The sequence below is a fragment of the Sulfodiicoccus acidiphilus genome (assembly GCF_003967175.1).
Taxonomy (GTDB): domain Archaea; phylum Thermoproteota; class Thermoprotei_A; order Sulfolobales; family Sulfolobaceae; genus Sulfodiicoccus; species Sulfodiicoccus acidiphilus.
Window position 1 is genome coordinate 2133085 of record NZ_AP018553.1, and the last position, 15068, is coordinate 2148152.

The following is a 15068-nucleotide window of genomic DNA, read 5'->3' on the forward strand; positions in this document are numbered from 1 at the left end:
CTGGACCTCCTTAATCTGTAGCGAAGGTCAAACGGACCATTCTTCGATACGTTCTACGGAGAGGATTACGAAGAGTCTCCCTATAGGTGCGAACCCCAGTCTCGAGTCTGACTTACTCTCAGCCCTGAAGAGTGAGGCTTTCATCATTTTCTGACTTTCTCACCGCCCTGGAAGGGCGATGGTTCCCTCTCAGAGGGATCGTCGTTCCCACCATCGGTTCGGGATTACATGTCTCGTTTGGTGGGCAGTCGAGTGGATCAGAGATCCACTCCCATTTGAAGAGGAGGGGACTTTCATCGCAAAGCTCTAGTCCCTTAAGGGAGAAGAGAGACGATGGTTGCTCCTCCCACAGTCCCATTAAACCTTCGATCGAGCTGGGGAGGAGCGTCGTTAGTACCACTAAGAGAAATTTCACAAAGAAGTATAAATATGAGGGGGCTATCCGTCCCCGCCGTGAAGGGCGAGGCTTTCCGCCCCCTTAACCCCAATTTTTGTAACTTCGACTAAATGCATAGCTCTAAGATAACCGTTAGCTGACGAAGCCCCACCCTCTCGGTCCCCGTAGAGTTAAATTGAGGCCCTCCTCACCACATGTCATGAAAGTCGGATTAGTGGGTCTAGGTGTGATGGGCTGGCCCATCGCAGCAAACCTTGCTTCGGCTGGAAAACTCAGCTACGTGGCCAACAGAACACAGAGTAAGGCGAGGGAATTCGCCACAACATTTAAGGTAGAGGCGTTAGAGATGAGGGAACTTGCTGCCGAGAGTGATGTGGTAATCACCATGCTTTCCGACGACTCGGCAGTCAGGGACTTTGTAAGGAGTGTGCTCGCTTACCTCAAGGGTAAGATCCTCGTAGATATGTCTACAATATCCCCATCTCTCTCAATTCAATTAGCCGAAGAAGTGAGGGGGCTGGAGGAGTTATGTACGATGCTCCTGTCGTAGGAACCTCGATCTTCGCTCAACAAAGGAAATTGGTAGTACTACTTGGAGGTCCAGAAGAGAAGAGAGAGTTGGTCGAGGATCTCCTTAAACACACGGCCTCTGCTGTAGTTTACTTCGGTGGAAACGGGTCAGGACTCTATTCCAAGTTGGTGAATAACTTGATGGTGGGTACCTACGTTGCGGCTCTTGCCGAGGCCTTCAACTTGGGTGTTAAAGCGGGATTAAGCAAGGAGCAAGTAGAGAGGATCCTCACTCAACTAAGCAGCGTTAGGTCGCCCACCTCGGAGTTAAAGGCCCCGAAATTGAGAACCGAGGATTACTCTACGCAATTCGCCACAAAACACATGCGGAAGGACCTAGAGATCGTGCAGGGAGAGGCTCAGAGGCTAGGACTATTCGTTCCCATGTCGTCGCTGGCGCTGCAGCTTTACAGACTCGCAGAAGCGTCAGGCATGGCTGAGCGGGACTTCTCATCTATCTACGAGATCTATAAGAAGAGTAAGTAGCTCAGGCAGCGAATATTCCCTCCTCCATGACGTACTTCTTTCTAGCCAGATCCATCATTCTCCTAGTAAAGAGGATTGAGAAAGTTACCACAACTAGTCCGAACACTAAAGACGCCCAGGCAGACGCGGAGAGGTTTCCGTGGGTGGTCTGTTGATCCAAGAAGGCCATTAGACCGTGATGCACAGTCAAAGTGTAACCCTTGAGGAGATCAGGCCAATATTCGGCTATTGTAAGGCCTCCCCAGATGCTGTCTATGGTGGAGGAGAGCCCAGCGACCATGTAGGGAAATGCGGAGGGTAAAACTATTTTCCTCATCTTCGTCCAAAATCCCAAACGAATGTTCCTGGTCAACTCCCAGTACTCCTGTGGAATTGACTTCACTCCTATCCAGAAGCTGAAGAAAACGTAATAGAAAGCGCTCACGAACCCCATGAGGAGGACGTAGAACTCTGCGGATAGCCAACCTAGGATGTGCGAGAGCCAAGGTAGACTGAATCCAACTAGCAACGGGAAGTAGAGTGGAGCAGGTATGGCGAGGAGTGCCTGCATTACAGGAATTAACAGCCGCTCGGCCTTAGCGTTCACGGCAAGGTAATAGCCTAAGGTTATCGCTATAACAACAGAGACTAAGCTTATCACGGCCACCCTCAGGTAGTCGTATCCTAAGTCTATAAGAAGAGAAGGAGTAAGTGTTATGAGCTTTCCCCACTCAGTCGTAGGAACGGAGATCACCGTGCTCACAGCACCGTACAAGATCGCTCCTAGGAGTGCAAGGGAAATCCCAGCTCCCAAATACCAAGGCCACTTGGAGTTCCTCCGCGAGGATCTCTCCCTGTGGTGTACGACTCTTGCGCCCAAAGCTCTAGAGTACTTGGCTACCCTTATGAGGGGGTACTTTCCATTAAGGCCGAGAGTCTCGCGGAATACCTGAGTCTGAATCTCCCCCTCCTAGCGATGGGAACGTCAGTATCCAACGCGTACTTTGCCACGACGTATTTGCTTAGCTCCCTCAGACCTAAGGTTACACCCGCTACTATCACAGCCATTACCAATATCGAAAGCTCCACCATGGAAGTCTGTCCTCTAGATACGAATGTGTCCACTAGTGTCCCGATGCCGAACGTTCCGTAGCTGACCGTTCCTATACTGAAGACCTCACTAACGGTTATGTAGAAGAAACCATCTGCCACACTAGGGAACAAGTTCGCCGCCACCCGAGGCATTGAGAAGGGTATGTAAGCTTTCACCAATTTTCCTAGTACCCCGTATCTGTAGTTCTCGACAACTTCCAACATTTCCTTAGGGATAGTCTTGTAGGCCTGGTAGATGCCCATCCAAATGTTCCAAACCACGGCTGTGAAGACGAGGAAGTCGGCCGCAAGCTCAACTCCTAAGGGACCCCCTATTCTTTCTACGAAAATGAGGAGCACTATTGGAAAGAATGAGATAACTGGGACAGACTCGAGGACCTCCACCAGCGAGACAAAGACGTTCTCGGCTATCCTGTTTCTCACCGCAATGTAACATAGTAGCCACCCGATCACCACTGAGAGGGCAGTGAGTCCTAAAACCCTAGCCGTAGTGGCTAAGGATGCTAGGATTATCAGAGAAATCAAATTCGCTTCACCTTAACTGGAGTGAGGAGTTTGTAGAGAGAGTCGAGGTATTCCTCGAACTTGGGATCCTTCGGAGACCGAGGCCTTGTTATGTCCACGTTCACCTTACCCACAACGGAAGCGGGAAGACCATTGAGGACGTACACTATGTCAGCCAACTCGAGCACCTCGTTGAGGTTGTGGGAGACGAGCACCGCTGCTTTCAACGTCGTGTCAGAGCTGAAGAGCATCTGGTAGATGTCTTGCCTGAGCCCCTCAGCCGTTAGTTCGTCCAAGTGAGAGAAAGGCTCATCCATGAGAAGAACTAGGGGATCAGCGGCTAAGGCTCTAGCTATTGCGACACGTTGGCGCATACCACCGCTCATCTCTTTGGGGTAGAAGTTTTCGAAGCCTTGTAGGCCGACCAACTCAAGCATCCTTCTCGCTACCTTCTCCGCTTCCCTCTTGGGAACCTTCTTTGCCTTGAGTCCAAGCATTACATTCTCTAGAGCCGTCATCCACGGGAACGTAACTATGGACTGATGAACTAACGCTATTTCGGGCGTGGGTTCGGTCACCGGGTTCCCCATAAGCGTAACTTCTCCTTCGTCCGGCCTCAGGAAGCCCCCAATATCCGTAGGAGTGTGGACTTACCTATACCCGATGGCCCGACTATAGCCACTAAGGCGTCCTCGGGCACCTCTATATCGATGTCCTTAAACACCGTATAAGTACGGTTATAGGAGTACGTTACGTTGGTGGCCTTCAGTATTGTTCCAACCGAACCACCCTTCGACCCTCTTCTCCTTGGATTTCCTTTAAGCTTTTCCTGACGAATTAAGGAGGAGGCGAATCTAGGTGTTTTTATTGATATTATGGCAAGTAGAATACTATGAACTTACCCCACCATCACGGAAGGAGCGTGTCCACCTCGCCATGGAGACTTCCTGCTTCTCGGAGGAACCTCGATCCACGTCCGTAGCGGAGGTTCCGTGGAACCTTTCTGTGAACAGCGTGGAAGGGAGGTCACGGAGGGTTTCCTCTCCACGGGCGTGAGTTCCCCCAGTCCCGAGGGTGCGACCCAGCTCTTTCAGTTAGGTCTGGGAAACACTGGGTTTTTTATCACAAAACGTTTCTACGAGGGGGGCTGTCCACCGTCACGGAAGGGGACTTCCGTCCCCTTGACCCCCGTAAAGTTAAAATAGAGGCCGTCCTCGTCCCTACGCGAGGAGCTTCCATCCCATTAACCCTCGTTAAGATGAGAGGAGCCCTAGGACTCTCCAGTTAACCAGTGAAAGAGGACGTAAAGGTGGAGGAACGAAATTTCACGAGGTTAGACTACGCTTGATGAATGCGCTGCCGGCCTTCACGGAAGTTACGGTTAAATCACCCCTCTGAAACTTGCATAGGTGCTTAGAGAGGTTAAGGTACCGGAGGACGTTTGGCCCAGGAGGAATGACTGGAAGGGACAAATCGTGGCGGTGATGGTTAAGAGAGGTGAACAAGTGGAAGAGGGAGACGTGGTTGCGGAAATCGAAATCGAGAAGGCGGTACTCAGGGTGGAGTCGCCTTTCAGAGGGAAGGTGAAGGATGTGAAGGTGATAGAGGGGGAGACCGTGGGACCCGGAGACCTCATCGCGGTGGTGGATGTTGACTAGTAAGCCCACGCTTAGGGTGAGAGCAGGTCTGGCGAAAGAAATCACCGAAGTTGTGCTCAGGTCCAACGTAAGAACCGTCTGCGAAGAGGCCCTGTGCCCCAACATATCTCAGTGTTGGAGTGAGGGAACCGCGACTTTCATGCTAATGGGGGAGATTTGCACTCGGGGTGCCGGTTTTGTTACGTGATGAAGGGTAAGCCCTCCCCACTAGACCCACAAGAACCGATCAGGTTGGCGAAGGTAGTGAAAGAGATGGGTCTGGACTACGTCACATTAACTTCTGTAGACAGGGACGATTTGCCTGACGGGGGAGCGTCCCACCTTGCGAAGGCCGTAAGGGAGATCAAGGCACTAAATCCCAGAGTGAAAGTGGAGGTCTTGGTGCCTGATTTTAGGGGAGATCTCAATGCCTTAGTAACAGTAATAGGAGCTGGAGTTGACGTCCTGGCTCATAACGTCGAGACAGTCAGGAGGATAAGTCCAACCGTTAGGGACGGTAGGGCCTCTTTCGACCAAAGCCTGAAGGTTTTGAGGGAGGCAAAGAAGGCTGGAGTTCCCCTGACTAAGTCCTCAATCCTCTTAGGACTAGGAGAGAAGGTGTCAGAAGTGATAGAAGCTATGAAGGAACTGAGGGAGGTCGGTGTTGACATATTGGTTATTTCTCAATACCTAAGGCCTGGGTCGAAGCAGGTACCTGTAGCTAAGAGGTATTCGAATCAGGAGTTCGAGGAGTTAGCTAAGATAGCGACGGGCTTGGGCTTCAGGGCTGTCGTGGCGTCTCCCTTGGCGAGGACGTCGTACAGGGCCAAAGAGGCTTATCTGAGGGCGATGGGTATTGCTGAGGATCGTCGTTGACGGCCCGAGGCACCCGGCGTACAACATGGCCATGGACGAAGCCCTCCTCTTGCTGAGAGGTGAGGTCGATTACGATACGTTGAGGATATACAAGTGGTCTCCTCCAGGAGTATCCCTGGGTCGTGGACAACCAGCTGATGCGATCGACTTGGAAGAAATCGAGAAGTTCGGCGGAGTCGTAGTTAGGCGACCTACAGGTGGAGGGGCGTTACTCCACTGGGAGGAGCTGACTTACAGTGTAGTGCTCTCCAAGGAACACCCACTGGCCAAACTCGAGGTGCCCGAATCCGCGGCTGCAATAGCGAAGGGAGTGGCGAGGGCCGTGGAGTCGTTGGGCATTGAGGTCGGCGTTAAGGGAGGACTTGGATCAGGCAAGGACAACTTATGCTATATGAGGACGGGTTCTAGTGACGTCCTCGTAAGGGGAAGGAAGATATCAGGAAGTGCCCAGCTTAGGTTAGGCAACGTTCTACAACACGGAACACTTCTGCTGAACTTTACCCCAGCTGTATGGATCAGGTTAATAAGAACTCCAGGGGCTACACCACAGACCCTATCCTCCAAGGTGACCTCGCTTAGGGAGGTTCTCAGCGAAGTTAAGGAGGAAGTGGTGATTAACGCATTGGTGAAGAGTTTCAAAGAAGTCCTAGGGGAGGAGGGCAGATTCGCTGAACCGAGCAAAAAAGAAGTCGAACTTGCCCATAAGCTCATGAGGACTAAGTACTCTAGGGAAGAGTGGAACTTAAGGGGTCAGGAAAACGACTTCCCGCAGCATAACTAACTCCAATAGACTCTCACTTCCTAAAGATAAAGCTAGGATCCCTGTATTTACTAACTAATTTCTTTGCCTCGGCCACTTCCTCGTCGAGCTCACACTCCTCCGTCCTTAGCCCGAGAAGCTCGGAGAAGGAACTCACCAACGCCACTCGCACTTCCTCCATCTTTACCCTTCTACCCACTAGGTCGATCAGGTTACCCACTCTGTACTTCACCGGATCCGCGGTGGATTTAGCATTGAGCGGAGGGATCCTAAGTAGTCTACGCATCTTATCCAGGTTAGAACTAAGGAGCACGGTTCCGTGGAGGAGGTTTGAGGTGGAAGTGAAATAACCAGCGTTCCCTGACACTTTCCTTCCCTTCACTACTACGTCCGTCTGGTTCCTGACTTCCGGCTCTGCCCCCAAGTTCATCAATGCCTTAAGTACGGCCGTGAGTAGCCTACCGTAGAGTAGCTCTGGTCCCCAGTCCCCGACTAGGCTCCTAGGAACGACTATCGAGTAGTTGAGGTTTCCACTATCGTGGAACACCGTACCCCCTCCACTGAACCTCCTGGCGAGGGGTACACCTTCCCGTCTAACCTCACTGAGATTCACCTCAGCCGATAAGGAGCTGCTAACGCCCATCACCACTGCCTCAGAGTTCATCCAAATCCTCAGAAAAGGCTCAAGGAAACGTCTTACCGCGACCTCGTCGAGGGCTAAGTTCAAGTAGGGATCCTCTATGGACGTGTAGGCTACTTTGAGCCTCAACAATGAATGGGGAGGGAGAAGGAAATTAAAAGGTTCTCCCAGAAGAGTTTTCCATAGGAACGTGAAATTAATAATGTAGTTCGTTACAATCACCTGTGGCTGGTGAACGATTAGAAGAGAAACAGGACGTCTGTCCCATTGTCAGAGCCATAAGGACTTTAGGATCTGAACCGAAGTTGCTGGTGGTTAGGTACTTGTTGGACGAGCCCATGGGTTTTAATCAGTTGCTCCGAGTGACTAGGTTGAGCTCCAAGACTCTAAGTTCGGTCCTAAAGTCGCTGGAGGAAGAGGGGATAGTGAAGAGGGAAGTGGTTAATACGAGGCCGTTCGCTGTGAGGTACTCCCTGACCGAGAAAGGAGCTGACCTTAACACCATTTTAAGGGAACTCGGGAAGTGGCTTGAAAAGTGGGAGCGATTTAGCGCAGACAGTCCGACGGCGACCTCTTGAGGGGAAACTTTATTCTTAGATAAGCTGACTAGTGTTCTGACTTCCTCCCCCACCGATTCGGGGTTACATCCCTGAGGGGCGGTCGAGAGGGTCGGAGGACCCCTCCCGTTCAGGTTAGCCGCCGCGACGTCGCGGTCGTCCTAGCGACCGCGAGTGCACTTAAACCGACGGTGTCCTCCCTTCCGCCTTTCGCTCGCACTTGGGACGTGAGAGGGGATCTGGGGTCGACGCGTTAGACGAGGCCGCGCTTCGTAGCCCTCCACTCGGTCAGGCGCTGGACGGCTACATCAAATACGGTTCGTCGCGAAACTCCCGGTAGTTCGCTCGCGTCCTCGACTGCCGGCTTCCCCTCTCCCGGCCCGAGTTCCTCGGGCCGGAGATCTGGAGGTCGCCGGCTCCCGCCACCCCAGCTTTCGACTCCCTGCGTCGACCGCGCCGTTTACCCTCGCTGGGGGAGCGACCCTAGGGTCGTCGTGCAGATCGCGCGCCGAGAGCGCGTCCCTACAACGGTCCTCGGCCACCTTAGAAGGTAGGTCTAACTCCTACCTCAACGCGACGTATAGCTCCCCCGCGTATTTCACCTGACACTCCCTTCTGGGTCCGGGAAGTTCTCCTTCTACCGGAACGGGGTGGAACGCATCGCTTCGACGTAGTCGTTCGCGGGGGCCAGGAGGGGTTCCGAGGGGTCGATTGACCTTCGCCAAAGATTTTTCACTCCCTTTGAACGCCCTAATTTACAAAGGATCGAAAGCCTCGCCTTTCAGGGCCGGGAATGTCAATTTAAACGTCCTCTTCGTTCCAAACTCCTCGATGTCTTGGAGGGTCGAAGGATCGGAGCTACCGTTTCCACGAAGGTCGCCCTCCCTGTTCCAAACAACAAAGGTCCCCTAAGTGCACGACGCAAACCCGCTGGTGTTCGTACGTAGGGAAGGGCTATTGGAGGGGATAGAAGTCGAGTTCGTCGGGACGGCGAACCACACAGACCGTCGCTTGGCCGCCTCACCGATCTCGGCATCTTCCATAAGCGTAGATGATGTGTCACCTATGTCAGACTTTTGTACAAGAGGGGTAATCCACGTCAAATTCACGAAACATATTGTATGACTCCCCAAGTAGAACATACGTTCTGCAGCAAACTAAAATGTACAAGTAACCACCTCTGGCCATGAACAAGAAGACGTGGAGGGATATTGTGAAGAAAAAGGGGAAGGAGAAGATAACTGTCCTTACAGCCTACGACTTTCCCACGGCCAAGGCGTTGGCAGAGACGGAACTCGACTCTATCCTGGTGGGAGACTCGGGAGGAATGAACGTACTGGGGTACGACTCGACCCTTCCAGTCACCATGGAAGATATGGAGATGTTCACGAGGGCGGTGGCGAGGGCTAGGCCCCCTCAGTTAATAGTAGCGGACATGCCTTTCATGAGCTATGAAATCTCCGTGGAGAGGGCTCTGGAGAACGCCGCAAGATTAGTTAGGTGTGGAGCCGAGGCGGTGAAGATAGAAGGGGGAAAGGAAGTGACGGAAGTGGTTAGTGCCTTGGTGAGGGCCGGTATACCCGTCATGGGACACGTAGGACTTACGCCTCAGAGAGTCCTCAGAATAGGCGGGTATAGGACAATGGGTTCCGAAGTGGATCAGCTCGTAGAGGACGCTAAGGCCCTCGAGAGGGCAGGAGCGTTTTCGGTGGTGGTGGAGAACAGTTACGCCGAGGCTGCTAGAGCGGTGACGGAGTCCCTTTCGGTTCCCACGATATGCATAGGTGCAGGTCCTCACTGCGACGGACAGGTTCTCGTAATTCACGACATCCTAGGAATGAGTGACGTGAGGCCTTACTTCGCTAGGATGTATAGGAACCTAAGGGAGGAGATAAGGGCAGCAGTGCAGGAGTACGTCAGAGATGTGAAGTCGGGCAGTTTTCCGTCTAGTGAAAACTACAAGGAAAGGAAACCTCACCTGAACGCCAAAGAGAACGCTACTAAGGTGACGTAAGCCAATAGAAGTCCTCCAGCTTCCCTAAGCGTCACCTTACCGTCCATCAACGTCAGGGTGAACGCTGCGTTGGCTAGCAATACCGCCCCCAGGTAAACGGAGTAATTCCCCACGGCTGCTCCACCCAGTCCGACGATAGCCAACAAGACGGTCATGTTTTCTATCTTACTGCCCATGAAACTAACTAGGGCCATCGATCCTCCACCTTCGAACCTTGATGCCATGGCGAGAGCACTGAGGCTCTCCTCCATTTCCGCCGCTACAGGGGAGATCAGCATGGCCAGGACTATAGGTGGTATCCCTACGGAGAGAGACGTCTCCTCTATCTGCTGCACGAAGCCTTTTGATAGGAAGATCAGCGCTGCCGCGGCGCTCCCCATGAGCAGCCCCGCCTTAAGAGCGACGGAAGGAGGTATCTGGGACGGCCTCTCCTTCACCCTCCGTACCCTCGTGAATACGTAAACGGCGTAGATGGACACGAAGGCTATGGAGAACCAGACGTTTATCACCTTAGCTAACACTACTGCAAACAACACAACCGAGCTCGCTCCCATGAAAGAGAGTTCGACTCTGAAGTCCTCCCTCATGGTCACAGGCCTCCTCCACTTCAGAAAGTACACTAGGACCACTATGAACGCTCCCAATGTGAGTAGGATGAGGTTGCCGCCAACTGCAGAGCCCAGGGCCACTTGGAGATCACCCCTCATGGTGGCCGATGCCACAAAGATGGTCTCTGGAAGTGAACTGAGCAAACCTAGGAGTACACCTCCAGTGAACCCCTGTCCCAAGTAGTCCTCTAGCATGTCTGCGGCCGCGGCAACTGCCATAGAGGCGGCGCCGAAAGCCACCAAGTAGGCCAGAAGTACGGCCAGCAACTTACATAATACTATGGAAGGCCCTCTTATTAAGCCTTGCAGAGAGAATTTAGTGTGGAGTACCCTTACTTCGACGTGGAGACTGCCAGAGAGTTGCTCCCTTGGCTACGAGATACGCTGAAGAAGTTGAGAGAAATGAAGGTTGAGGTTGAGAAGAACATGGTTGGAGGAGATAGGGTGCTCGTATTGAGGTACTCCATGGAGATCGATCGCTCGCTCAGGGAGATAGTGTCTAAGGGTGTAGTAATAAGAGACTTAGATAAGGGACTTGTAGATTTCCCAGCCGTCGTAAACGGCAGACCCGCCTACCTCTGCTGGTTGATCGATGAAGAGGATGTCTCGCATTGGCATTATGCGGAGGACGGGTTCAAAGGCCGTAGGAGGCTAACTGGAGAGGAAGAAGTATTAAGCCTGAGGTGAACGGAACCCGTCTCGGACCACGGGCCTAAGCTAAAAAGACCACGTTACCATGTGAACGCATGCAGTGGGAAGATTTACCGTTCATCCTCGGAAAGGGAAAGTACCTCGACGACGTGAAGCTTCCTGGAGAGTTGAGTCTTCACGTGCTCAGGTCTCCCTATGCTAGAGCTAAGGTAACATCGTTAGGGGCCCCTAGCAAGTCGCTACTTTTCCTAACGTGGGAAGGTGTGAAGTTCTACATGCCGGCTCTGACGCTGCCTGGTGCTAAGGTCAAGAGGATGCCCGTTCTAGCCGACGGTAGAGTGAACTTCTACGGTCAGCCAGTGGCTGCGATAGTCGCCGAAGATAGATATGATGGAGAGGACGTTCTTGAGGACGTAGGAGCGGATTACGACCCGCTAGAACCTTCTTTAGAACTGGAGGACCCAAAGGTCCAGATACACGAGGACGTCCCAGGGAACGTGTGCAATGAGACCGCACTCAAAGGAGGTGACCTATCAGCGTTCAGGGATGCTCAGGTGCAAGTAAACAGAAGGATCGAGATGGCCAGGGTGGTGGCCAATCCCACCGAGCCTAAGGGGGTCGTAGCGAACTACCACGACGAGGTACTAGATATCTACGTTTCCACGCAATCGCCCTTCCGCGTGAGGAACGACCTCACGGAGGTACTTGGAATACCGCCAGAGAAGGTGAGGGTTTTCTCGTCTGACACGGGAGGAGCGTTCGGCAACAAGACTCCTGCATACCCTGAATACGTGTTGGCATCCATCGCGTCCATCAAACTGCATAGGCCCGTCAAATGGGTAGAGACTAGGAGAGAGCACCTAACTAACCCCACCCAGGGAAAGGGTATGATAATAGATGCCACCCTTTACGCGAAGAAGGACGGAACGTTAGTCGGAGTGAAAGGTAAGGTAATACATGACGTAGGGGCCTATAACTTCACCATCAACGCAATGATGGCATCGTTCCCAGCTAGGCTCATAACTGGGCCTTACGTAATGAAGGCCGCCGAAGTTAAGGCCGTATCCGTCTTCACTAACGCGCCTCCTACTGGGCCTTACAGGGGAGCAGGGAGGCCGGAGGCAGCGCTGGCCCACGAGGCTCTCATGAACGATCTAGCGGACGAGTTAGGTGCAGATCCAGTGGAGCTCAGGAGAAAGAACCTGATAAGGGGAGAGTACACTACACCGCTAGGGAACCGGGTAGATCCAGCAGGCTACGAGGAGGTACTCAGAAGGGCCGAGTCGGTATATAGAGACTGGAAATCCAAGGGGAGGACAGTCTCGTTGGTGGTGTTCTCGGCCTTCGTATCGGCTTCACCTGGGGAGAGTGCCAAGGCAAGGTTGACCCCGAAAGGGGTGGAGATAGTGGTGGGATCTAGGCCTCACGGCCAGGCCCACTTAACGACTTTCACCAACTTGGCAGCTCGAACGCTTGGTGTAGATCCCAAGTTCGTGAAGGTGAGGTTCGCTGATACCACTGAACTAAAGGAGGCGATTGGCACGTTCGGCAGCAGGAGCGCCTCTGTTGGTGGAGCGGCATTGGTGACAGCGCTCACTAGGTTGCGAGAAAAGGTGGGCGATGGGGACTTGATGGAGGCAGCGAAGACATTAGGGGAAGTGGAGGTGGAGGTGTTCTACAAAGCGGATCCCATTTTCTCTCCAGGTGCTTACGTCGTGGCGGTGAAGGTCGACCGCGAAACCTGCTATCCCATGGTCGAAGATGTATTTGGAGTGGATGATGTGGGGAAAGTGTTGAATAGACAGGACGCAGAGGCTCAAGTAATCGGAGGTGTTATGCAAGGCATAGCAGAGGCCCTTTGGGAGGAGGCTAAATACTCTCCGGAAGGCACACCAGAGTTCGGAACTATGGTAGAGGCTGGATTCCCGAAGGCCTCCCAAGCGCCGAGAGTGAAGGTGGAGCTAGTGGAGTTCCCGTCACAGTTACCTCACGGCGCTCGGGGAGTGGGTGAAAGCGGGACTATCGGAGCTATGGCGGGGACTTTCCTGTCATTGGAGAAGGCCTTAGGCGGGAAACTCCGTAAGATACCAGTGCTGCCGGAGAAACTGTGTAGCTCCTAGTTTTTTACCCACCTCCGTTTAGTCTAATAGGTGGAGTACAGGGTAGTAGATTCCGTACCCATTAACAGGATGAGCGACATCGTTTTGGCTACACCCAAGCTCGACGAAGAGTATGCGAACGCTTTACTGTTGAGGGCCGCTAGCGGAGTCAAGATCAAATTAGTTACGTGCGATAGAGAATGGGGCCCTTGGCTGGACAATCAGAGGAGATCCTACGGACTTGTTGAAGAGAACATAGCTAAGAGGGGAGTGGAGAAGTGTAGGGGAAAAGCCATTACCCTTTCGAGACTTTCGATACTCATCCCTTTTATAGTGGTGGTCCTGATGCCGGTTACGTACCTGAGGCTGCCTATTCATTTGCTCGTAGTACCTCCAATGGCTGCACTCGCAGTCGCGCTCCTAGTTGAGCTCAGGAAGCTTTCTAGGGACGCCAGAATTGAACTCCAATTGAAAGTTGAGGGCCTTGAGAGACTGAAAATCGAGATCGGCACGGTACGAGAGGAGATAAGAAGGAGCCTCGAAGTGGTCCAGGCACCTATCTTCACGGGAACGGTGGTAGTGCACTCGGAGGGCGCGTTCTTCACGTCGGCCGACCTCACAACAGTAAGCTTGAAGACGCTATCTGCCTATCAAGAACTAAAGAAGGAGGATGGACTGGATCTGATTCGAGCGATCGGAGAAGGAAAGGTGAAGGAGATCAGCTCAGCCCAGTGAACTTCCCTAGCAGCAATAAATGATCTACTAGACTTGGGCGAATATCTATTCGAGAGCTACCCTGCCGTCACGGTCGGAGCGTCCTGCTTCATCGCTTCACTTCGCCCAACGGTGGAGGGTGGAGTACCACAGACGAGTATCGTCCAGTCTTCGACGTAGAGTCCGCATAGATTGCCGCTCATGATATGGCCTTTAGCTTGAGGGCGTATACATAACATTCTCCCTAGCCAGGGCATCGTATCGACGCTCACCCTGTCTGCGACTGTCTTCGATGCTGGCGTTTAGTTTACTCCCTCGGGGGAGTTCGTTTTATCAACTCTCACTGACTAGCTAGGAGAGGTAGTCGTGCACTCCTTTCACATTTCCTTAGTGGAATTGAGGTTAGGGACGATCCCGAAAAATTGTCAGAAACCCGCCAGAACCCTACAAGAGAGGACGCGTCTCCGTTGGAGAGTTTCACGTCCCCTGGTTCGACCGTGAACTCCTCTCTAGAGGAAAGGCACTAAAATTATGGGCCCGCTGGGACTCGAACCCAGGACCTCCGCCATGTCAGGGCGGCGTCCTAACCAGGCTAGACGACGGGCCCCCTCATACCGTAAATACCAAGGATATATATGTTCTGCGCTACCTTCCTTCAACGTGGTCGGAGTTCCTTGAGTTGGGGTATTAGTGAAAGCGTATTCTTAGATACCACTTCTTCAACATCCTCAAGCTTACTCCCGACCAACGAGGATATCTTCTGAAGTGTCAGTGCTACGTTGCAGGGCTCGTTCCTCACCGACCGAGTTGGACCTAGGAACGGCGAGTCCGTCTCAGTGAGGACGCTACTCAACGGAAGCTTCTTGAGTACTTCCTGCCTGTTCCTGTCTCTGACGAGAACGGGAGGGAACGAGATGAATCCGCCGAGGTCCACTGCCCTCAAGGCGTCCCTCGCATTCCCCTCGAACGCATGGAGAGCAAACCTAACCTCGTGTGATCCTAAGAGATCTAATGCTTCGTTCATTCCTCCCCTCACGTGAATAACGAGGGGCTTTCCCTGTCTCTCTCCAAGTTCCAGGAACTTGGAGAAGACTTCCCTCTGAGCCTTCCTGGATTCGGGCTCCTTCACCCAGAAATAGTCCAATCCCACCTCACTTATCACGGTCACCTTAGATACCAACGAAAGGCTGTCTTCCAACTCGTTCATTTTTTCGGCGACGAACTCTGGGTGAAAACCGACGGCTGGAAGGACGTTCCAATACATGGACGCTAGCTCTAGAGCAGCCAAGTTGCTCTTGAGGTCCACCCCAGCGTTGACAACTACTACGCTGCAACGAGATAAGACCTCGTCTCTGTCCTTTTCGAACTCGGGAGTCTCGAGGTGGGCGTGAACGTCGTAAAGCACAGAGTGAGTCTCAACCAGGAGGTAAAAACGTTCATCTAGAACTCAGAGGACGTGGCTA

11 protein-coding genes, 1 tRNA gene and 4 pseudogenes are annotated in these 15068 nt (G+C 52.8%); 9 read left to right on the forward strand and 7 right to left on the reverse strand.

Features of this window, described 5'->3' with window-relative positions; genetic code table 11:
* Positions 1–596 precede the first annotated feature (596 nt).
* Positions 597–1453: pseudogene (locus HS1genome_RS10740) on the forward strand (NAD(P)-dependent oxidoreductase).
* 1 nt (position 1454) lies between these two features.
* Here the strand turns inward: HS1genome_RS10740 and HS1genome_RS13395 are convergent.
* Positions 1455–3070: pseudogene (locus HS1genome_RS13395) on the reverse strand (ABC transporter permease subunit).
* A pseudogene (locus tag HS1genome_RS10750) lies at positions 3067–3755 on the reverse strand (ABC transporter ATP-binding protein). Before HS1genome_RS10750 ends, HS1genome_RS13395 begins: the two co-directional pseudogenes overlap by 4 nt.
* Before the next feature lie 703 nt (positions 3756–4458).
* On the opposite strand from HS1genome_RS10750, the gene HS1genome_RS10755 reads away from it, so the two are divergent.
* The 3 genes and pseudogenes from HS1genome_RS10755 (at position 4459) to HS1genome_RS10765 (ending at position 6343) form a co-directional block, all read left to right on the forward strand.
* On the forward strand, positions 4459–4707 hold the full coding sequence (locus HS1genome_RS10755) for a biotin/lipoyl-containing protein (RefSeq protein WP_126451053.1): 249 nt from the start codon (positions 4459–4461) through the stop codon (positions 4705–4707).
* Positions 4697–5562: pseudogene (locus HS1genome_RS10760) on the forward strand (lipoyl synthase). The gene HS1genome_RS10755 and the pseudogene HS1genome_RS10760 overlap by 11 nt, the downstream one beginning before the upstream one ends.
* Positions 5543–6343 (forward strand): lipoate--protein ligase family protein, encoded by an 801-nt coding sequence (locus tag HS1genome_RS10765; RefSeq protein ID WP_126451054.1) that lies wholly within the window; start codon positions 5543–5545, stop codon positions 6341–6343. The pseudogene HS1genome_RS10760 and the gene HS1genome_RS10765 overlap by 20 nt, the downstream one beginning before the upstream one ends.
* 13 nt (positions 6344–6356) lie before the next feature.
* Here the strand turns inward: HS1genome_RS10765 and HS1genome_RS10770 are convergent, their stop codons facing one another.
* Positions 6357–7091 (reverse strand): lipoate--protein ligase family protein, encoded by a 735-nt coding sequence (locus tag HS1genome_RS10770; protein ID WP_126451055.1) that lies wholly within the window; start codon positions 7089–7091, stop codon positions 6357–6359.
* A gap of 95 nt (positions 7092–7186) precedes the next feature.
* Between HS1genome_RS10770 and HS1genome_RS10775 the strand changes: the two genes are divergently transcribed.
* Positions 7187–7540: a winged helix-turn-helix transcriptional regulator gene (locus HS1genome_RS10775; RefSeq protein WP_126451056.1), complete on the forward strand. Its 354-nt coding sequence runs from the start codon at positions 7187–7189 to the stop codon at positions 7538–7540.
* A 1165-nt stretch (positions 7541–8705) separates the two neighbouring features.
* Positions 8706–9533 carry a 3-methyl-2-oxobutanoate hydroxymethyltransferase gene (gene panB, locus HS1genome_RS10780; RefSeq protein ID WP_126451057.1) on the forward strand — a complete coding sequence of 276 codons (828 nt, stop codon included), beginning with the start codon at positions 8706–8708 and terminating at the stop codon, positions 9531–9533.
* Here the strand turns inward: panB and HS1genome_RS10785 are convergent.
* Complete coding sequence (locus HS1genome_RS10785) at positions 9494–10408, reverse strand: sodium:calcium antiporter (RefSeq protein WP_126451058.1); 915 nt, start codon at positions 10406–10408, stop codon at positions 9494–9496. The two genes, panB and HS1genome_RS10785, sit on opposite strands and share 40 nt — an antisense overlap.
* 54 nt (positions 10409–10462) lie before the next feature.
* On the opposite strand from HS1genome_RS10785, the gene HS1genome_RS10790 reads away from it, so the two are divergent.
* Genes HS1genome_RS10790 through HS1genome_RS10800 form a run of 3 tightly spaced genes read left to right on the forward strand, consistent with a single transcriptional unit; the run spans position 10463 to position 13626 of the window.
* Positions 10463–10828 carry a DUF2203 domain-containing protein gene (locus HS1genome_RS10790; RefSeq protein ID WP_126451059.1) on the forward strand — a complete coding sequence of 122 codons (366 nt, stop codon included), beginning with the start codon at positions 10463–10465 and terminating at the stop codon, positions 10826–10828.
* A gap of 59 nt (positions 10829–10887) precedes the next feature.
* The gene (locus tag HS1genome_RS10795; RefSeq protein WP_126451060.1) at positions 10888–12912 is read left to right on the forward strand and encodes a xanthine dehydrogenase family protein molybdopterin-binding subunit; all 2025 of its coding nucleotides are present in this window, start codon (positions 10888–10890) and stop codon (positions 12910–12912) included.
* A gap of 30 nt (positions 12913–12942) precedes the next feature.
* Positions 12943–13626 (forward strand): hypothetical protein, encoded by a 684-nt coding sequence (locus HS1genome_RS10800; RefSeq protein WP_126451061.1) that lies wholly within the window; start codon positions 12943–12945, stop codon positions 13624–13626.
* A 56-nt stretch (positions 13627–13682) separates the two neighbouring features.
* On the opposite strand, the gene HS1genome_RS13120 is transcribed toward HS1genome_RS10800, so the two are convergent.
* From HS1genome_RS13120 to HS1genome_RS10810, 3 genes are all read right to left on the reverse strand, one after another.
* The gene (locus HS1genome_RS13120) at positions 13683–13808 is read right to left on the reverse strand and encodes a hypothetical protein (RefSeq protein WP_268243626.1); all 126 of its coding nucleotides are present in this window, start codon (positions 13806–13808) and stop codon (positions 13683–13685) included.
* Positions 13809–14137: 329 nt separating this feature from the next.
* Positions 14138–14212 (reverse strand) — tRNA-Val (locus HS1genome_RS10805).
* A gap of 48 nt (positions 14213–14260) precedes the next feature.
* On the reverse strand, positions 14261–15010 hold the full coding sequence (locus HS1genome_RS10810) for a TatD family hydrolase (protein WP_126451062.1): 750 nt from the start codon (positions 15008–15010) through the stop codon (positions 14261–14263).
* Between the last annotated feature and the right edge of the window lie 58 nt (positions 15011–15068).